Source organism: Streptomyces sp. NPDC102258 (assembly GCF_055584685.1).
This window is the reverse complement of sequence record NZ_JBVJLO010000035.1, coordinates 1-17,004: the sequence shown is the minus strand read 5'-3', so window position 1 is coordinate 17,004 and position 17,004 is coordinate 1. Positions and strand designations below refer to the sequence as shown.

General features: G+C 72.1%; 19 protein-coding genes. 8 read left to right on the top strand and 11 right to left on the bottom strand.

Annotated elements, in window-relative coordinates; genetic code table 11:
- The first annotated feature begins 22 nt into the window (after positions 1 to 22).
- The 3 genes from ACZ6ZT_RS33480 to ACZ6ZT_RS33470 all read left to right on the top strand — a co-directional run bounded on the left by ACZ6ZT_RS33480 (position 23) and on the right by ACZ6ZT_RS33470 (position 1,338).
- Entirely contained in the window at positions 23 to 337 is a 315-nt protein-coding gene (locus ACZ6ZT_RS33480; protein WP_469724116.1) for a hypothetical protein, read from the top strand.
- 4 nt (positions 338 to 341) lie between these two features.
- Complete coding sequence (locus ACZ6ZT_RS33475; protein WP_469724115.1) at positions 342 to 788, top strand: hypothetical protein; 447 nt, start codon at positions 342 to 344, stop codon at positions 786 to 788.
- Between the two features lie 70 nt (positions 789 to 858).
- On the top strand, positions 859 to 1,338 hold the full coding sequence (locus ACZ6ZT_RS33470; RefSeq protein WP_469724113.1) for a hypothetical protein: 480 nt from the start codon (positions 859 to 861) through the stop codon (positions 1,336 to 1,338).
- Between the two features lie 9 nt (positions 1,339 to 1,347).
- On the opposite strand, the gene ACZ6ZT_RS33465 is transcribed toward ACZ6ZT_RS33470, so the two are convergent.
- The 7 genes from ACZ6ZT_RS33465 to ACZ6ZT_RS33435 form a co-directional block, all read right to left on the bottom strand.
- On the bottom strand, positions 1,348 to 2,454 hold the full coding sequence (locus ACZ6ZT_RS33465) for a serine hydrolase domain-containing protein (protein ID WP_469724112.1): 1,107 nt from the start codon (positions 2,452 to 2,454) through the stop codon (positions 1,348 to 1,350).
- Positions 2,451 to 3,389 carry a DUF6895 family protein gene (locus ACZ6ZT_RS33460; protein ID WP_469724110.1) on the bottom strand — a complete coding sequence of 313 codons (939 nt, stop codon included), beginning with the start codon at positions 3,387 to 3,389 and terminating at the stop codon, positions 2,451 to 2,453. The genes ACZ6ZT_RS33465 and ACZ6ZT_RS33460 overlap by 4 nt, the downstream gene beginning before the upstream one ends.
- Complete coding sequence (locus tag ACZ6ZT_RS33455) at positions 3,386 to 4,198, bottom strand: hypothetical protein (RefSeq protein ID WP_469724109.1); 813 nt, start codon at positions 4,196 to 4,198, stop codon at positions 3,386 to 3,388. Before ACZ6ZT_RS33455 ends, ACZ6ZT_RS33460 begins: the two co-directional genes overlap by 4 nt.
- Entirely contained in the window at positions 4,195 to 4,386 is a 192-nt protein-coding gene (locus tag ACZ6ZT_RS33450) for a hypothetical protein (protein ID WP_469724107.1), read from the bottom strand. The genes ACZ6ZT_RS33455 and ACZ6ZT_RS33450 overlap by 4 nt, the downstream gene beginning before the upstream one ends.
- Positions 4,387 to 4,528: 142 nt before the next feature.
- The gene (locus ACZ6ZT_RS33445; RefSeq protein WP_469724135.1) at positions 4,529 to 5,179 is read right to left on the bottom strand and encodes a LysE family translocator; all 651 of its coding nucleotides are present in this window, start codon (positions 5,177 to 5,179) and stop codon (positions 4,529 to 4,531) included.
- Positions 5,180 to 5,320: 141 nt separating this feature from the next.
- Positions 5,321 to 6,040 carry a methyltransferase domain-containing protein gene (locus ACZ6ZT_RS33440; protein ID WP_469724106.1) on the bottom strand — a complete coding sequence of 240 codons (720 nt, stop codon included), beginning with the start codon at positions 6,038 to 6,040 and terminating at the stop codon, positions 5,321 to 5,323.
- 117 nt (positions 6,041 to 6,157) lie between these two features.
- Positions 6,158 to 6,697, bottom strand: coding sequence for a hypothetical protein (locus ACZ6ZT_RS33435; RefSeq protein WP_469724104.1), 540 nt, complete (start codon positions 6,695 to 6,697; stop codon positions 6,158 to 6,160).
- A gap of 383 nt (positions 6,698 to 7,080) precedes the next feature.
- Between ACZ6ZT_RS33435 and ACZ6ZT_RS33430 the strand changes: the two genes are divergently transcribed.
- Together ACZ6ZT_RS33430 and ACZ6ZT_RS33425 are read left to right on the top strand one after the other, a co-directional pair.
- Complete coding sequence (locus ACZ6ZT_RS33430; RefSeq protein ID WP_469724103.1) at positions 7,081 to 9,114, top strand: HelD family protein; 2,034 nt, start codon at positions 7,081 to 7,083, stop codon at positions 9,112 to 9,114.
- A 308-nt stretch (positions 9,115 to 9,422) separates the two neighbouring features.
- Positions 9,423 to 10,118: a restriction endonuclease gene (locus ACZ6ZT_RS33425; RefSeq protein ID WP_469724102.1), complete on the top strand. Its 696-nt coding sequence runs from the start codon at positions 9,423 to 9,425 to the stop codon at positions 10,116 to 10,118.
- A gap of 129 nt (positions 10,119 to 10,247) precedes the next feature.
- Here the strand turns inward: ACZ6ZT_RS33425 and ACZ6ZT_RS33420 are convergent, their stop codons facing one another.
- Positions 10,248 to 10,868 (bottom strand): TetR/AcrR family transcriptional regulator, encoded by a 621-nt coding sequence (locus ACZ6ZT_RS33420; protein WP_469724100.1) that lies wholly within the window; start codon positions 10,866 to 10,868, stop codon positions 10,248 to 10,250.
- Between the two features lie 112 nt (positions 10,869 to 10,980).
- Between ACZ6ZT_RS33420 and ACZ6ZT_RS33415 the strand changes: the two genes are divergently transcribed.
- Positions 10,981 to 12,024: an aldo/keto reductase gene (locus tag ACZ6ZT_RS33415; protein WP_469724099.1), complete on the top strand. Its 1,044-nt coding sequence runs from the start codon at positions 10,981 to 10,983 to the stop codon at positions 12,022 to 12,024.
- 17 nt (positions 12,025 to 12,041) lie between these two features.
- Here the strand turns inward: ACZ6ZT_RS33415 and ACZ6ZT_RS33410 are convergent, their stop codons facing one another.
- Positions 12,042 to 12,977 (bottom strand): helix-turn-helix domain-containing protein, encoded by a 936-nt coding sequence (locus ACZ6ZT_RS33410; RefSeq protein ID WP_469724098.1) that lies wholly within the window; start codon positions 12,975 to 12,977, stop codon positions 12,042 to 12,044.
- Between the two features lie 132 nt (positions 12,978 to 13,109).
- Here ACZ6ZT_RS33410 and ACZ6ZT_RS33405 point away from each other — a divergent pair, with 132 nt between their 5' ends.
- Positions 13,110 to 14,153, top strand: coding sequence for a saccharopine dehydrogenase family protein (locus ACZ6ZT_RS33405; RefSeq protein WP_469724097.1), 1,044 nt, complete (start codon positions 13,110 to 13,112; stop codon positions 14,151 to 14,153).
- Positions 14,154 to 14,518: 365 nt separating this feature from the next.
- On the opposite strand, the gene ACZ6ZT_RS33400 is transcribed toward ACZ6ZT_RS33405, so the two are convergent.
- On the bottom strand, positions 14,519 to 14,890 hold the full coding sequence (locus ACZ6ZT_RS33400; RefSeq protein WP_469724096.1) for a winged helix-turn-helix transcriptional regulator: 372 nt from the start codon (positions 14,888 to 14,890) through the stop codon (positions 14,519 to 14,521).
- Positions 14,891 to 14,973: 83 nt separating this feature from the next.
- Here ACZ6ZT_RS33400 and ACZ6ZT_RS33395 point away from each other — a divergent pair, with 83 nt between their 5' ends.
- Positions 14,974 to 15,882, top strand: coding sequence for an NAD(P)-dependent oxidoreductase (locus tag ACZ6ZT_RS33395; protein WP_469724133.1), 909 nt, complete (start codon positions 14,974 to 14,976; stop codon positions 15,880 to 15,882).
- 679 nt (positions 15,883 to 16,561) lie between these two features.
- Here ACZ6ZT_RS33395 and ACZ6ZT_RS33390 read toward each other — a convergent pair.
- Entirely contained in the window at positions 16,562 to 16,933 is a 372-nt protein-coding gene (locus ACZ6ZT_RS33390; RefSeq protein WP_469724132.1) for a VOC family protein, read from the bottom strand.
- Positions 16,934 to 17,004: the final 71 nt, after the last annotated feature.

Sequence of the window (17,004 nt, the reverse complement as noted above, 5' to 3'; positions counted from 1 at the left end):
CTACGGAAGACAGGGAGCCGACGTGACCATCCGCTACTGGTGCGGAGAGTGCGGTTTCAAGACGCCCTGGCTCGAAGAGGCCGAGGGGCTGGGCCGGCAGATCGAGCACTACGCCCGCAAGCACCCCGGGACCTCCCCGTGGGGCCAGGTCGAGACCCGACGGCGCGGCCCGGTCGCGCGGTACGGACGACGCCTGGTACCGGCGGCCGCCGCCGCGCTCATCCTGCTCGTCCTCGTGCTCGGCGGCCGCCACGAGAACCCCGAAGGACCACCAGCACCACACGTACCGAACACCACCCACCACTCCGGCAACCACCCCACCCCGACAGGAGTGTGACGTCATGAGCGACCCTTCCACGGAGCCGAGGCGGCAGCGACGCGAGCGGCCCGCCCCCCGGCCGGCATCGGCCACCGGCGCCGGCGCCCTGGGCATCGCCATCGGCGCGGTCCTCGTCTGCGCAGCGGTGTACACCCTGCTGCTCCTCACGGACGGGAACGGCTTCGGCCTGTTCGGCCTGCCCGTCCTCCTCCTGGGCGTGGGCCTGCTGCGCAACGGCGACAAGGTGCTCGCCGGGGTGGCCCACTCGGGCGCCCGCCTGAGCCGACTGGCCTCGATACCCGCCACCCTGGCCGGACTGGGCATCGGCCACATGGTCGCGGGAGCCGACTGGGACCGCGACGAATCCCTCACCCAGCTCGCCGGCTTCAGCACCGCCCTGCTCCTCGCCGTGACCCTCATCGCGCTGTGCGGCCGCCCCTCGACGAAGGCCTACCTGGACGAGCGCTGAACCGGCCGCGCGCCCCGGCGAAGGCGAAAGCCACTGGTGCCGGAGCACCGCTTCGTACAAGCTGCGGCCCATGGACTGGACACCCCTGCTCTCCACCCTGACGGGTGCCGTCATCGGCATCGCGGCCACGCTGATCGCCGACCGCAGCCGGTGGCGGCGCGAACAGGCCCGGCACACCCTGGAGATACGCCGCGAGGTGTACACGGAGTACGTGTCCGCCCTCAAGGCCGCGGGTGAGGAGATACGCGCCGTCGCGCTGGGCGACCACATGTCCGACGCGGCGCGCGACGCGGCGGTACGGGAGGCCGTGCGCGGCACCGGGATCTACACGGCGAGCGAACGCCTCTGGCTCGTGGGGCCGCCGCAGGTCGTGGCGGCGGGGAACGAGGCGTTCCACTCCCTGCGGGCGATCCGCGACGCCTATGCCCGTGGAGTGCCCGTCGACTCCGCCGACGCCGCCCCCCTGATAGAGCGGCGCCGCGGGGCCATGGCCCGGATGCGCCACTTGATGCGCGAGGACCTGGGCATCGGCCCCCTGGGCATCGAGTGACGGGCCGGGTCAGCGACCCGGAGCGCGGCCCCGGTCGCTCGCGGGGTCCAGGGCGAGCAGGGCCGTATAGGCGTCCTGGATCAGGGTGTTGCGGTGGCCGGGGGCGGTGTTCGCCAGGGCGACCAGGGCGGTGCCGTGCCCGGGGTTGAAGCCGGCGAAGGCGGTGGAGCCGACGGTCGCGCCCGAGTGGTGGTACAGGCCGGAGCCGTCGGGGCGGGGGCGGACGTTCCAGATCAGCGACAGGCCGCCGCCGCCCCGGAGGCCGAGCCGGGGGCGCAGGACGTCGCGCAGCGCGGTGCGCAGCGTGCCCGGGACCTCGGCGGCGGCGGGATCGAGGAGGGCCTCGGTCAGGGCCAGGAGGTCGTGGGCGCTGCACCGCAGGGCTCCCGCGGCGGCCAGCCCCGGGATGCTGAACGCCGGCCGGGGCCGCCGCCTCCAGTGGCCGGTGGCCTGCGTCCGCCCCTCGGGCGGGGTGGCGGCGCAGCTGGTGTCGTCCAGCGCGAGGGGCGCCAGGACCCGGTCGTGCAGCAGCGCGGAGTAGGAGGGGCCGCCGGACGCGCCGGCGAGGGCGTGACCGAGCAGGCCCACCCCGAAGTTCGAGTAGCGCACGCGGGCGCCGGGCGCGGCACGCAGCCGGGTGCGGGCCAGGGCGCGCAGTACGTCCTCGGTCCCGAACCCGGCGTAGGGATTGCTCAGCAGCCGTGGCGCGGCCGAACGCAGCAGGCCGGGCGGGAGGCGGGGCAGTCCCGAGGTGTGCGTGGCCAGGTGGGTCAGGGTGATGGCGGCGCCGTCCCGGGGCGGGGCGGTCCCGGCGGGCAGGTGGCGGGAGAGCCGGTCGTGGGCGTCGAGCTCGCCGCGGGCGGCCCGCTCGGCCAGCAGCAGGCCGGTGAACACCTTGGTGAGCGAACCGACTTCGAAGCGGGTACCGCCGTCGGCCGGGTCGCCGCCGTGATGGGCCGTACGCCCCCGTACGAACAGGGCGCGACGACCCTCGCGGTGCAGGCCGACCGCGACGGCGCTGGCGGCGGGCGCCGAGAGCAGCAGCGTACGCACCGCCTCACGCACCCCGGCGGGCGCGAGGAGGCGCTCCGCGTCGTCCGTGGCCGGGGTGCTCACCCGTGGCTGCCGGAACTCCGCGGGCCGGGGGCGTCCAGGGCACGGGTCAGGGCGATGGTTCCGGCGACGGCGGCCACGACCGTGGGGTGCTGGTGGTCGTGGAAACGGGTCTCCGGATCGCCGTCGACGGGCTCGTCGTCACGGGGCAGCAGCCCGTCGTCGTGCTGGAGGCCCGCGAAGTGCTGCCAGTCGCCGATCTCCCCGCGCGGCTCGGGCAGACAGCTGTCCACGATCAGCAGCTCGCCGACCAGGTCCCACTGGCAGGTTTCCGTCCAGATGTCGGTCCACACCGGGAGCCAGCGGGTGAGGTGGGCGGCCAGGTCCTCGGGCAGCCCCTCGGGGCGGCGGCCCCAGTCGGTGAGGTGGAAGACGGTGTGGGTGAGGTGGTAGCCGGTCATCCAGTCGATGTGCCAGGGCTGCGGCTTGCCGCCCAGCCAGGTCGCGCGGGTCAGCGTCTCCCAGTCGTCCGCGCCCAGGGCGTGGTCGTGCCCGGCGATGCGCAGGGCGTTGGCCACGGCGAGACGGCGGTTGGGCACGTGCTCGACGACCAGGGCGGTGCCGGTGGCGGCGAAGTGCGCGAGGAGCCGTTCCATGCCGGGGTGGCGGTAGCCGGCCCGGGTGAAGTGGGCGTAGCCCTCGACGGCGTCGGTGGTCAGGGGCTCGCGGAGCAGCCGCTCGTAGAGCACCGCTCCCTCCCGCAACTGCTGCCAGGAGAAGTCCAGCAGCTCGCGGGCCAGCAGGCACTCCTCGCTCCCGGCGGCGCCGTCGCGCAGGATCAGCGAGGCGGCCATCGCCGTCTCCTGGAGTGCCTTGTAGGCCTGCCCGTCGCCGATCTCGCCGTCGGCCTCCAGCGCGCTCAGGGCGCGATGGGCGTGCAGGTAGCGCAGGGCGCGGGAGCGGATGCCGTGGGCCACCTGGGCCAGGGCGGTGCTCACGAGCCGTCCCGGGCGAGCAGATGACGCGAGATCTCCGTGTCCAGCAGGCAGGCCTCGCCGCCGCCGCGCAGGGCGATCTCCTCGTTCAGCAAGGCCACGTCCAGGGGCACGGCGGCGCCGTGGGCGGTCAGCCAGGCCAGCCACCGGGTGATGCGGGCGGCGGTGGCGAAGTCACGCCGCAGCAGTGAACGCGTGGCGCCCCGCGCCAGGGCCAGGGCCCCCGGCACCGCGGCCTCGTGGACGGGGGTGTGCAGGCCGGGCAGCGCCAGCGAGGCCAGCTGCCCCATCCGCAACGACCACCCCACCCAGCCCTCCCCGCCGGCTGACCGGCGAGGCGCCCGGTCGTCCCAGGGCGAGGGCGCCTGCGGCATCGCCGCCGCCACCCGCGCGGTATCGGGGTCGAGCCGGGCCAGGACACCGGCCAGCCCCCAGTCGACCCAGGCTCGTACCCAGGGCGCTTCCGGCCCCCGGGGCGGCGCGGGGGCAGGCTGCCGCGCGGCCGGAAGCGCCGAGAACGCCATCCGCACGGCGGCCGCGTCCTCGGCCGGGAGGGCCTGGCGGGTCAGTACGTACGGGGCCAGTGCGTCGGCCCCCAACAGTCGCACGCCGCCCACCGCGGCCACCAGGCCCGGCGCCGCGGTGTCCGCCCCTGCCCGGCCCACGGCGAGCGGCTGCCCGGCCGTGGCGGCGTCGTGCAGCAGCGTCGCCATGAACGCGGTGCCGGCAGTCCCCTGCAAGACCTCGCGGGCGCCGCGCGCCAGCAGTTCGGCAGAGGTGCGGTGAGCGGCGCGCGACTGTTCGGTGGTCACCGGCGGCGCGGCTCCTTCGGCTCCTTCGGCGAAAGCAGCAGCGCCAGCAGGCCGGTCCCGACGGCCAGGGGGCCCGACGCGCCGGGCAGCGGAGCACCGCTGACCAGCGTCTCGGGGCGGGTCGTCAGTTCGTCGAGCAGCCCCGAGTCCAGGGCCAGACCGCCTTGCTGCAGAGTTTCGATCGCCATCATCACTCCTTCATTAGGGGACCTTCAGGTAATGACTTGCCGCATGCAAGGGCAAACCACCCTAAAACCCCCTAATTCACTCGGATAAGGTACGGGGTCACCCGCTCCGTGGCGCCGGAGGCGGATGACCCCGTACGGCGGCTCAGGGAGCCGCCACCGCCGCGTTCGAACGGTCCATCGCGATCCGCACCGCGAAGCCCGCCAGCGCCGTGCCCACCAGGTACCGGTGGATCCGCTGCCAGGTCGGGCGGCGGCCGAAGAAGGCCGACACCGAGCCCGCCATCAGCACGAACATCGCGTTCCCGGCGACCCCGACCGCGATCTGCGTCAGGCCCAGCAGCAGGCTCTGCGTGGCGACATGGCCGCGCTCCGGCTCGACGAACTGCGGCAGCAGCGACATGTAGAGGACCGCGATCTTGGGGTTCAGCAGGCAGGTCACCAGCCCCATGCCGAACAGCCGGGCCGGACGGTCGGGCGCGAGTTCCTCCGGGGTGAACACCGAACGGCCGCCCGGCCGGACGGCCTTCCAGGCCAGCCACAGCAGATAGCCGGCGCCCGCCAGCTTGACCGCCAGATAGAGCTCCGGCACCAGCGCGAACACCGCCGTGATCCCGGCGGTCGCCGCGACCAGATAGGCCAGGAACCCGGTGGCGACGCCCGCCAGCGAGGTCAGCCCGGCCCGGCGCCCCTGGGCGACCGAGCGCGAGACGAGGTAGATCATGTTCGGTCCCGGCGTCAGGACCATCCCCGCCTCCACCGCCGCGATACCGGCTATCGCCCCGAGACCCACCACCATGCCGTCCAACGCGTCCACCCCGTTTTCCTCGTGACCGCGGCCCGACCGGCCGCGATCATGGCTCCATTCTGCTGGAACCACGGGGACGGCCCACGGCGCCCCCGCATCAGGGCACCGCGGGCCGGAAGGGCCGTCGGGTCAGGGGCGGCCGGCGACGAACCAGCGGGCGGGGAGTTCCACCGGCGAACCGTCGGGCCGGGTCTCGCTCATGGCGAGGGCGGTCGCGCCTTCGGCGAAGACGGTCAGACCGGCCGCGCGCAGCAGGGCGGCGACTTCGCCCTCGCCGACTTCGCCGGGCCGCAGGTCGTGCTCCTTGACGCGGCGCAGCTTGGGGGAGGGGCCGCCGGGCCGCGCGGCCAGGACGGCGATGATGTCCTTGGCCGCGCCGGTCGGCTCCAGGACCAGGGCCCGGCCGCGCGCCCCGACCAGCCGGGCGACCGCGCCGGCCACCGCGGGCCGGTCCTCGGGGTCGCTCTGGTGCAGGACGGCCCGCAGGTAGACGTTCGTATCGCCGAGGCGCTCGTGCAGGGCGCCGGCCTGGACCGGGTCGGCGAGGTTCAGCTGTTCGTACGTGGCGACCCCGTCCGGGTCGGCGCGCCGCGCGTGCGCGACGGCGGCGGCGGACAGGTCGACGCCCACGGCGCGGGCGAAGCGGGTGGCGAGGAACCGGGTCTGGGTGCCGTTGCCGCACCCGAGGTCGGCGATCGGCAGCGAGGAGTCGGCGTACGGGTCGAGGTGGTCCAGGTCGCGCCCGGCCGTCAGCGCCGGTTCCGCGTCCCAGAAGGCTTCCCCCGGTTCACCGGAACTCTGCTCCCAGAAGCCGTCCCAGGAGGTGCGGTAACGATCGGACACGGTCATGGAATCTCCTCGCGCTGATGCGGCCCCACCGGCCCGTCGGCCCCCCCGCGCCCCGTGCCTACCCGCCACCCGGCCGTTCCAGGCCGGGTGTCCCCCCATCGGGGTGCGTACGTCATTTCACCGGGTGGCGGGATTCTCCTCCAGCACCCCGGGGTTGCCGGCCGTCAGTCGGCGGCGCTTGCCGAGCAGGACGGCCGTGCGCGTGAGGACCATGGCCAGGGCCATGAACACGAAGGCGTTCGAGTAGACGTCCTGGCCGCTCAGCTTGTTCTCGATGCTGAACTGGATGACCTCTTTCCCGAACCAGTGCTCGGAGCCGTAGGCGAACAGCACGCGGGAGGCGGACATCAGGGTCCAGACGACCGCGTAGGCGATGCCGCCCTTGGTGTAGATCTCGCCGTCGGAGCCCCGGTGGGCGGGCAGCAGGACCGCCGCGACCAGACCGCAGACGATCCCCGCGGCGATACCGGCCACCTGGAGCCAGGGGTCGTTCCCGTCCAGCGGGAGCGTGTGGACGAACAGCGCGATCACGATCGCGATGGCGATGATCGAGCGGAGCAACCGCATGTTGGTGACTTTCCTGGTCCCCAGGTCGGTGGACAGGATGATGGTCAGGATCACCCCGCTGGCGATCAGGGCGGTCAAGAACGGGCTCATGGGTTTGGTCCCCTCGCTTCGATGAGTACGGGGGGTCGCTTCACAACACTCCCGGACCTTCCACCGTCAACGCTAGGCAGCGGCAGGGGCGGACGCGGACAACCGTCCGATGGAACCGGCTGTCAACCGACCGGTGGACACCGACGACCGCCGGGCGGGACGCGGACGGGCACCGTGAACGCACGCGAACGCAATCGGCGATATGCGGAACACCGAATTGCGCGATGCCCGATAATCCACAGGGGCATAAACTCAACAGGCAAGTCAAGCCTTACCTTTGGGGGACTTCGGCCGTAGGGTGTGGTCCGAATCGACGGAGGAGTCCCCAGTTGTCGAAAACAAATGATCCCGCCCAGCGCGCGCTTGCATCGGAGCGGGATTATGTGTCCTCCCTGTACGCGTTGCTCACCGAGCGGCTTTCCGAGGCGCGGGAGCGCCGGGCGAGTGTGCTGAAAGCCCCGGTGGAATGCGCCGGCGAGGCATATGAAAGAGAAATCGCCGCCGAGCGGCTGGCCAAGGAAATCGGCCGGCTGGAGGGCGCCGAAAAGGGGCTGGTCTTCGGGCGTATCGACTGGGCGGACGGCACGGCCCTGCGCATCGGACGGATCGGACTGCACACGGAAGGGGACGACCTGCCCCTGCTCGTGGACTGGCGCGCGCACGCGGCACGGCCCTTCTACGAGGCGACACCGGTCCACCCGATGGGCCTCCGGCGGCGCCGGCACCTGCGCCTCGCGGAGCGCACCGTCATCTCGGTGAGCGACGAACTGCTGGACGGGACCGCCCCGACCGACGAGGACGTCGTGGGGGACGGCCCGTTGACCGAGGCGCTCTCGGCACGGCGCACGGGCAGGATGCACGCGGCCGTCGCGACGCTACAGGCCGAGCAGGACGCGATCGTCCGCTCCGCCCACCGCGGGGTGACCGTGGTGCAGGGCGGCCCCGGCACCGGCAAGACGGTGGTCGCCCTGCACCGGGCGGCGTACGTCCTGTACGCGTTCCCGCGCGCCGCGGAGGAAGGCGTCCTGGTGGTGGGCCCGAACGCCCGGTTCCTCGACTACATCGCCCAGGTCCTTCCCTCACTCGGAGAGAACGACGTCGTCCTGGCGACCTGCCCGGAACTGGCCGGAGTGTCCACGGACACGGCGGACCCGTTCGACACGGCGCGCCTCAAGGGCGGCACCGACCTCGCCGACGCCTTGGCCGGCCTGCTGCGCGTCCACCAGGCCCCCGCCGGCGACTTCACCGTACGGGTCGGACAGGAACCGGTGCACCTCTCCGGCGAGGAAGTCGCCGCGGCACGCGACGCCGCCGTGACAGCCGTACCGGGGCACAATCCCGCCCGCCAGGTGTTCAAGGAACTCCTGGTCGACGCGGTCACCGACGCGATGCGACGAGACCTGGGCGACGTGCTGGAGCAGATCGACGCCGATGCCGAAAGGATGACGGGCATCAACCTCGACCGCTTCACGGGAGCCGCCCACCGCCGCACCGAAGGCGCGGCCGACCCGGCCCCGGTCCACGAACTGGACCTGGACACCCTCCGAGCCGATCTCCTCGACGCCGCCGACGTCGACCAGGCGGTCGAGGCGCTGTGGCCCCGCCTGGCAGCGGCCGACCTCGTAAAGGCGCTCCTGACGGACGCCGACACTCTCGCCGAGCACCTGCCCCGCCTGACCGCCGAGGAACGGTCCCTTCTGCTGCGCGGACCGGACGACCCGTGGACCGATGCCGATGTGCCGCTGCTGGACGAGGCGGCGAGCCTGGTCGACGGACCCCCCGAGCGGACGTACGGGCACGTCGTCGTCGACGAGGCGCAGGAACTGACCGCCATGCAGTGGCGGATGATCGTCCGCCGCTGCCCGGCCAGGGCGATGACGCTGGTGGGTGACTTCGCCCAGGCGGGCCCGGTCGCGACGGCACGCGACTGGAAGGAAGCACTGAGCCCCCACGTCGGCCCGCGGTTCACCCTGCACGACCTGACCGTCAGCTACCGCACCACGCAGCAGATCCTGGAGAGCGTCCGGGACCTGCTCACCCGGATCGCTCCGGACCAGCAGCCCACCCGGTCACTGCGCAACGGTGAAAGCCCCCGCACCGTGACCACACCTCCGGACGGGTCGGTCACCGCCGTCGTCCTGGACGAGCTCCGCGCCCAGGCCGCCGCACACCCGGGCGAGCTCCTGGGAGTGATCTGCGCGGACACCAGGGTGGACGAACTGTCGGCCCGGGGCGCCGCTCAGCACGCACGCATCGTGCCGGCCTCCGAAGCACGCGGCCTGGAATTCGACGGGGTTGTCGTCATGAACCCCGAGGAGATCATCACGGCCCGCCCCGGCGGAGAAAGAGACTTGTACGTAGCCCTGACCCGAGCCACCAAACGCCTCTGCACGATCACCTGCGATTCCCGCGGCTGACAGTAACCGGCACGGCGGCCTGCTGACGACGAGGTCAGCCACCACCAGCCCGGATCAGCCGTCGCACGTCCGAACACCTGGTCTGGCGAAATTGGCCAGCACAGCGCATTACCGCCAATTCCCGCCGATATGGCCACGTCCCCCCTGGCCTCCGGCTACACAAAGAGCAGGGGCTGTCGTCCGCTGCCCCGTGGCCATTCGGATGGAGGACGGGCAGTTGGTCGGCCAGGGCATCGCCAGCTTCGTGGGCCAGCTGGCCAACAGCGTCTCCCAGGCCGGCCAGTGACCGGCAGGCCGGGGAGGGAAAGGTGAGCGGCCGCCGTCCCGCCCGTCGGCGCGCCAGGTCCCGGCGGCACAAAAATCAGCACGCGGAGCAAGGGCTCCTCGCCGTTCTCGCGGCCGTGGCCGTACTCAGCCTGGCAGCAGCCGCGTTGCGGTGGCTGGCGGCACACCCCTGGGCCGTGGCCGCCGCGCTGACGGCTCTCGCCGCCGCAGCCGGAGCGTGGGCGTGGCGGCGCAACGAGGCAGCCCGATGGGAGCGCGTACGGGCGAGCGGCCTGCGCTACGCGCTCGGACAGCTCGACGGCCTGCATCATCGGGCATTCGAGTTCGCGGTGCGGGACCTGATGCGCCGCGACGGCTGTACGGACGCACGACAGGTCGGCGGCCGCGGTGACAACGGCGCCGACGTCAAGGCCACCGACCCCCTCGGCCGACGGTGGGTCATCCAGTGCAAGCACAGGAAGGACGGCTGGTCCGGGAAACCCGTCGGCACCCCCGACCTCCATGTCCTCAACGGCACGGGCCGCCAGGTCCACCACGGCGACGTCCTGGTCATGCTCACCAACGGCCGCATCACCGCCAACGCCGCCGCCTTCGCCACGTCACAGCGCCTCCACCTGGTGGACCGCCACCTCCTGGCCGAGTGGGCCGGCGGCTCCCGCCCCCTGTGGGCCCTCCTACGCGGCCTGCCCCCAGCAGGAAGCCGCCGAGAGGCGTCCTGAAACAGACCCTGCGAGCGACGGCCGTCGCCGAGCCCGCAGACCCCTGGGGAGGCCCGTCCCGCTGTGGAACGGGCGTGACCGTCACCGACTTCCCTCGGGCAGCGGGCGGGGCCACCCTTCGGCCGGAACTCACCCTCCCGGCTGCCGTACGTAAGCCCCCGCTCGCGCGGCCGCCGTCGCGGCCCTCGCGGCGCGGTCGGCGTCGGCCTCGCCGAGCGGGAGGGCGGTGGTCAGCAGGCGGTAGTAGAGCGGAGCGGAGGTCGCGCGGATCACCTCGTGGGAGTCCGTGCCCTCGGGCACCTCACCCCGGGCGGCGGCTTGTTCGACGCACGGGGCCCATTCGCCGACGCGGGCCGAGTAGAAGCCGTACAGGGCCTGCGCCGCCTTCGGGTCGGAGCCGGCCGCCGCGATCACCGCCTTGAACAGGGCCCCCTGCCGGGGATCGGCCAGCGTCCGCCGCACCAGCCGGGCGTTGGCCGTCAGGTCCCCGAGGAGCGAACCCGTCTCCGTACGCGGCACGGACTGCTGCGCCATGTCCAGCAGCAGGTCGGTCACGAGACCGGTGACCGTACCCCAGCGGCGGTAGACGGTCGTCTTGCCCACCTCCGCGCGGCGCGCGATGTCGGTGAGGTCGAGACCGGCGAAACCCTGCGCGGCCAGGACGTCCGCCGTGGCCTCCAGCACGGCCGCGCGCACCCGCGCCGTACGCCCTCCGGGCCGGGCGGCCCCCGGCTCGGAAGCGTCTTCCATGGACCCCATAACGGGACTCCTGTTCCATTAGCTGTCTCGCGTTGCTACACTCCGAACATCTTAACGGAACCACAGCCCCATTAGATGGGGCTGTGGGTGAGAGGGGATCGTCATGGAGTACAGGCAACTGGGCGCATCGGGGCTCCAGGTTCCGGCGCTCAGCTTCGGCGCCGGGACCTTCGGCGGACGCGGACCGCTCTTCGGCGCCTGGGGGGACACGGGGGTGGCGGAGGCCCGCCGGCTCGTGGACATCTGCATCGACGCCGGCGTCACCCTGTTCGACACCGCCGACGTCTACTCCGACGGCGCCTCGGAGGAAGTCCTGGGAGCCGCCCTCAAGGGCCGCCGCGACCGGGTGCTCATCTCCACCAAGGCCGGCCTGCCCACCGGCGAGGCCCCCGGCGACGCGGGCACTTCGCGATCCCGCCTGATCACCTCCGTAGACAAAGCCCTGCGCCGCCTCGGCACCGACCACATCGACCTCTTCCAACTCCACGCCTTCGACGCCGGCACCCCCGTGGAGGAGGCGGTCAGCACCCTCGACGACCTCGTTAGGGCCGGAAAGATACGCCACCTCGGCGTCTCCAACTTCTCCGGCTGGCAGGCGATGAAATCCCTCGCCGCGGCCGACCGGCACGGCCGGCAGCGTTACGTCGCCCACCAGGTCTACTACTCCCTCATCGGCCGCGACTACGAATGGGAGCTGATGCCGCTCGGTCTCGACCAAGGGCTCGGCGCGATCGTCTGGAGCCCCCTCGGCTGGGGACGGCTCACCGGCAAGATCCGCCGGGGCCGGCCGCTGCCCGCCGGCAGCAGGCTGCACGACACCGCCGACTTCGCGCCGCCGGTCGAGGACGAACACCTCTACCGCGTGGTCGACGCCCTGGACGAGATCGCCCGGGAAACCGGGAAGGCCGTCCCGCAGATCGCCCTGCGCTGGCTGCTGCAGCGACCGACCGTGTCCTCCGTCATCATCGGCGCACGCGACGAGCGCCAACTGCGCCAGAACCTGGGAGCCGTGGGCTGGACGCTCACCCCGGAGCAGATGGCCACACTCGACGAGGCCAGCGCCCGGCCGGCCCCCTACCCCTACTTCCCGTACTACCGCCAGCCGGGCTTCGCCCGCCTCAACCCCCCGGTGGTTCAGGCAGCCTGACCGGCCACGGCGGCTGCTCAGGGGCGGAAGGTGCGGCGGTAGGTGTCGGGCGGGACGCCGACGCTGCGGTGGAAGTGGCGGCGCAGGGTGGTCGCGGTGCCCATGCCGGTGGCCGCGGCGATGGCGTCCACGGTGGCGTTGGTGGTCTCCAGGAGTTCCTGGGCGTGGCGGATGCGCTGGGTGTGGAGCCACTGGAGGGGTGTGGTGCCGGCGAGGTGTTTGAAGTGCCGGGCGAGGTGGCGTGAGCTCATGCGGGCCTGACGGGCCAGGTCCTCCACGGTGAGCGGTTGGTCCAGTCGCTCCAGCGCCCACGGGAAGAGTCCGCTCAGGGGGTGGTTGCCGGGGGCGGGCAGCGGGGTGGAGATGAACTGGGCCTGGCCGCCGTCGCGGTGGGGCGGGATGACCAGACGCCGGGCGATCTTGTTGGCGTTGGCCGAGCCGTGGTCGAGGCGGACGAGGTGCAGGCACAGGTCCATGGCGGCGGCCTTGCCCGCGGAGGTGAGGACGTCACCGTTGTCGACGTAGAGGACGTCCGGATCGACGGTGGCCGCCGGGTGGCGCCGGGCCAGTTCCCCGGTGTGGGCCCAGTGCGTGGTGGCACGCCGGCCGTCGAGCAGTCCTGCCGCGCCCAGCACGAAGGCGCCCGTGCACAGGGAGGCGACGCGGGCACCGGCCGCGTGTGCGGCGCGCACCGCCTCGACCAGTTCGCGGGGCGGTTCGCGATCCGTGTCGGCCCAGCCGGGGACGATCACCGTATCCGCGTGCGCGAGCTGGTCGAGTCCGTGGTCGGGTTCGAGGTGGAAGCGGCCGACACGGACCGGACCGTTCCCGCAGAGGGAGAAGTCGTACCAGGGGTCGACGATGTGGGTGAGGTCGGAGCCGAAGACCTCCAGGGCCACGGACAGTTCGTAGTGGAGCATGCCATCGGTGAGGGCCAGCGCGACGGTGGGCATGTCCGAAACTGTACGCGGCATGTCGTTTCCGACGCTCGTGCGGAGTGCTGCCGCGAGGACAGGATGGGCGTGTCAGGCCGCGGCGGGCGGATCGGCATCGCAGCGGGCGTTCGAGCACAGGGGAGCAGTCTCATGGGGTCAGGCCAGCTGGTGGCGGTCTTCGGCGCGTACGGTCACACGGGGCGGTTCGTGGTCGCGGAGCTGGTCGTACGCGGGTTCGTCCCGGTGGTGTCGGGGCGCAACGCGCGGGCCCTGGAGGAACTGGCCGACGAGCACGGGCTGGAGGCCCGGGTGGCGTCGGTCGGGGACCCGGCTTCGCTGGACCGGGCGCTGGCGGGAACGGTGGCGGTCATCAACTGCGCCGGCCCCTTCGCCTCGACCACCGGCCCCGTCATCGAGGCCGCGCTGCGCGCGGGGATCCCGTACCTGGACGTGGCCGCCGAGCTGGAGGCGAACATCGACACCTTCGCCCACTACCGCGAGCGGGCCCGGGACGCGGGAGCGGTGATCGTCCCGGCCATGGCCTTCTTCGGCGGTCTCGGCGACCTGCTGGTGACGGCGGCGATGGGCGACTGGACCGAAGCCGACGAGGCCCACATCGCCTACGCGCTCAGCAGCTGGCACCCCACCGCCGGCACCCGGCTCTCGGGCGCGGTCTCACGCGAACGGCGCGGTGACCACCGCCTGCGCTACCGCGGCGGCCGATGGGAGCGCCGCACCGACCAGGCACCCACCCTGGAGTGGACCTTCCCGGATCCGATGGGCCCCCGGCAGGTCATCGGGGAGTTCACGATGGCGGACGTCGTCACCGTCCCCCAGCACCTGTCCATCCCGGACGTCACCACCTACATGACCGCCGAGGCGGTCCGCGACATCGCCGCCCCCCACACACCGGCCCCGACCGCCTCCGACGCGAGCGGGCGCTCGGACCAGACCTTCCTCGTCGACGCCGTCGTACGCTCGGGCGGCACCGAACGCCGGGCCACGGCCGGCGGCCAGGACATCTACGCGGTCACCGCGCCCCTGGTCGCCGAGGCGCTCGAACGCGTCCTGACCGGCCGCACCCGGACCACCGGCGTCGCCTCCGCCGGCGAAATCTTCGACGCCCCGGACTTCCTGCACGCGCTCGCCCCCCACCTCACCCTCGACCTGAACCGGCCGAAGCAGACCGCCTGACCAGCACCTCCCTGCGTGCTCCGTCACGGGAGGGGGAACGCAACCCGTTCCGCGCCCCAGACGCCGGCCCGGGCGTCGGCGCGCGCGGTCTCCAGCTCGACGCGTGGGAACCAATCGCCGGGCCCCGCCCGGGGCAGCGGGGCCGTCATCACGGTCCGGGTCGGGCCAGTCGGCGGCCTCGCCGTCCTTGACCGACAGGGCCCCGAGGGCTGATTGCGAGGGGCACCGCGTTTCGACGTCGGCCAGCCCGTGCCCCGCACCCCCGTCCGCGGCCACGCCGCCAACGCGCTCCCCGCCGACTCGGACCGCCGCTGGACGCACCTGCGGGTCAGGGTGCGCACGCACAGGGTTGGTGGCCGGGACGCTCAGCCGCGTGAGGTCTCGATTACCTCGACCGTGTCGTGGCCTTCGCGGCGCATCCGTTCAGCCCCCCAGGCGCCGAGCGGCCCGAGCGCTTGGTTGAGCGTGCGCCCGTGCTCGGTCAGGGAGTACTCCACCCGTGGCGGCACCTCGGCATAGACCTCCCGGTGCACGAGAGCGTCCGCCTCCATCTCGCGCAGGTGCTGCGTCAGCATCTTCTCGCTCACTCCCGGCAGGCCGCGGCGGAGCTCGGCGAAGCGGCGTACGCGGTGGGCATCGAGTTCCCAGAGGATCAGTCCCTTCCACTTGCCGCTCACCACGTCGAGCGCGGCGTCGATGCCGCAGATGTATGGCCCGAGTCTCGGCGCCTTGGCCATCACTGATCCCCTTACTAAAAGGTAAGTACCGCAGAAAATAGTGGGTACTTACGAGAGTAGCGGTGCTCTCCGAGCATGGAGGAGTGAACGAACAACAGAACCCCACCCACAAGCACAACAACCCTGTGACCGTGATCGGGCTCGGCCCGATGGGCCAGGCGATGACACGCGTCCTCCTCACCGCCGGCCACCCGGTCACCGTCTGGAACCGCACTGCCGGCCGGGCCGACGGCGTCGTGACCGACGGAGCAACGCTCGCGGCGACTCCCGGCGAGGCGCTCGAAGCGAGTGACCTGGTGATCCTCAGCCTCACCGACTACCAGGCGATGTACGACGTCCTCGACGGCGCCTCCGAATCGCTCGCCGGCCGGACGCTGGTCAACCTGAGCTCTGACACTCCCGGCCGCACACGCGAGGCGGCGACCTGGGCAGCGGGCCATGGCGCCGCCTTCCTCACCGGAGGTGTCATGGTCCCCGCGCCGATGGTGGGCACGGCGGCGGCCTATGTCTACTACAGCGGCCGCGAAGAGGCCTTGGAGAGCCACCGGGCGACGCTGACACGGCTCGGAACACCCAAGTACCTGGGGGAGGACCCGGGCCTGGCCCAGATGATGTATCAAGCCCAGCTCGCGGTGTTCCTCACCACCCTGTCCGGGCTGATGCACGCCACCGCGATGCTGGGCACCGCGGGAATGAAGGCCAGGGAAGCGCTGCCGGAGTTGCTCTCCTCCGCCGACTCGATCGGCGACATCCTGAGGGCTGGTGAAGAGACCCCCGGCGCCGCGCTCGATGCCGGAGAGCACCCCGGCGACCTCAGCACGGTCACCATGATGGGTGCGACGTCCGACCACATCGTCGAGACCAGCACGTCCCTCGGCCTCGACCTCGCGCTCCCGCTGGCCGTGCAGGCCCACTATCTGCGCGCGATCAAGGACGGACACGGCAGCGACAACTGGACTCGCATCATCGACAGCATCCGAGGACCGCGCTGACCAAACGCGGTACCGATGAACACACGCCGGCCGCCACTCCGCCCGGACGCCACCGCCTACTTGCGTCCTCGGCGGACCGCGACCCGGCACCTGACCGGATCGGAGTGGGGCTACGCCGATTCCGCCCCGCCTTCATGCACTCTGCGATCGACCAGTTCTCACGGTCGTCTCTACCGAGGAGCTGGCATCCGGAGCTACCGGACGCGTGGGGAGCACGCATATCTTCGTATGCAGCTCACCACTGAGGCCCCTGTTACCTCTTGCTGTCCGCCACAGATGTCGCCGACAGCAACAGCCTGCCGACTGCTAGAACCTCTAGCGCCACGCTGGGCGCCTTAAAAGAGTGTTCGAGATCTGTCGACAAAGGCCACGGGCGAAGAGGGAGGGCTGTTTCACCGGCTGCGACCGGTGCACCGCCTTCAGGAGCCCGTCACCGAGTGGACCGGGCAGCCGCCGCCGAGCTGGTGGCGGTGTTCGTCGCGTGCCGCACTGCACGACCGCTTGAACTGGTTCCCGCACACCAGATCTCCTTGCCATGGTGTCCCAGGGCTTCGGTTCAGACAGTTGCCGTGGCAGGTCGCCGAGACTCGCGCCGGCGTGGCCGAAGCAGTCGCCGGCACAGCCGCCAGCCCGGCTACCGGCGAGTGCCGTAACAGTCGCCGAGAAGCGAGAATGCCGATCAGCGCGTGACGATGCAGAAGGGATGCCCAGCAGGGTCGGTGAGGACTCGGGCCTTGTCCTCATGCGGCTGGTGATCCGGCTTGCCCGCCCCCAGCTCCAGCAGCCAAGCCTCAGCCTCGTCCAGGCTCTCCGCGACCTTGAAGCAGATGTGAAGCTGCTGGGGAACGACCTGGTCAGGCCACCTCGGAGCCCGGTAGTCCTCGACCCGCTGAAAGCCGATGAAGAGTCCGTCCTCACGATTCAGTCCGGCGAACTCGGCGTCCGACTTCGGGTGCAGTTCAAAGCCGGTGGCCTGTTGATAGAACGCCGCCAGAGCCAACGGATCAGGGCAATCGAGTGTGACCGCGACCAGTTCCATCTGCTGGGACATGAGACCTCCGAGCCGATCAGTGAGCGTTTTCAGCGTGGTCACTGATCGAGTGACGCCGGTGAGGTTGAGGT

Coding starts and splice junctions, on each gene's coding strand:
- ACZ6ZT_RS33475 (WP_469724115.1), top strand. CDS start 342: ATGAGCGACCCTTCCACGGAGCCGAGGCGGCAGCGACGCGAGCGGCCC.
- ACZ6ZT_RS33470 (WP_469724113.1), top strand. CDS start 859: ATGGACTGGACACCCCTGCTCTCCACCCTGACGGGTGCCGTCATCGGC.
- ACZ6ZT_RS33450 (WP_469724107.1), bottom strand. CDS start 4,386: ATGGCGATCGAAACTCTGCAGCAAGGCGGTCTGGCCCTGGACTCGGGG.
- ACZ6ZT_RS33440 (WP_469724106.1), bottom strand. CDS start 6,040: ATGACCGTGTCCGATCGTTACCGCACCTCCTGGGACGGCTTCTGGGAG.
- ACZ6ZT_RS33435 (WP_469724104.1), bottom strand. CDS start 6,697: ATGAGCCCGTTCTTGACCGCCCTGATCGCCAGCGGGGTGATCCTGACC.
- ACZ6ZT_RS33420 (WP_469724100.1), bottom strand. CDS start 10,868: ATGGAAGACGCTTCCGAGCCGGGGGCCGCCCGGCCCGGAGGGCGTACG.
- ACZ6ZT_RS33415 (WP_469724099.1), top strand. CDS start 10,981: ATGGAGTACAGGCAACTGGGCGCATCGGGGCTCCAGGTTCCGGCGCTC.
- ACZ6ZT_RS33410 (WP_469724098.1), bottom strand. CDS start 12,977: ATGCCCACCGTCGCGCTGGCCCTCACCGATGGCATGCTCCACTACGAA.
- ACZ6ZT_RS33405 (WP_469724097.1), top strand. CDS start 13,110: ATGGGGTCAGGCCAGCTGGTGGCGGTCTTCGGCGCGTACGGTCACACG.
- ACZ6ZT_RS33400 (WP_469724096.1), bottom strand. CDS start 14,890: ATGGCCAAGGCGCCGAGACTCGGGCCATACATCTGCGGCATCGACGCC.
- ACZ6ZT_RS33390 (WP_469724132.1), bottom strand. CDS start 16,933: ATGTCCCAGCAGATGGAACTGGTCGCGGTCACACTCGATTGCCCTGAT.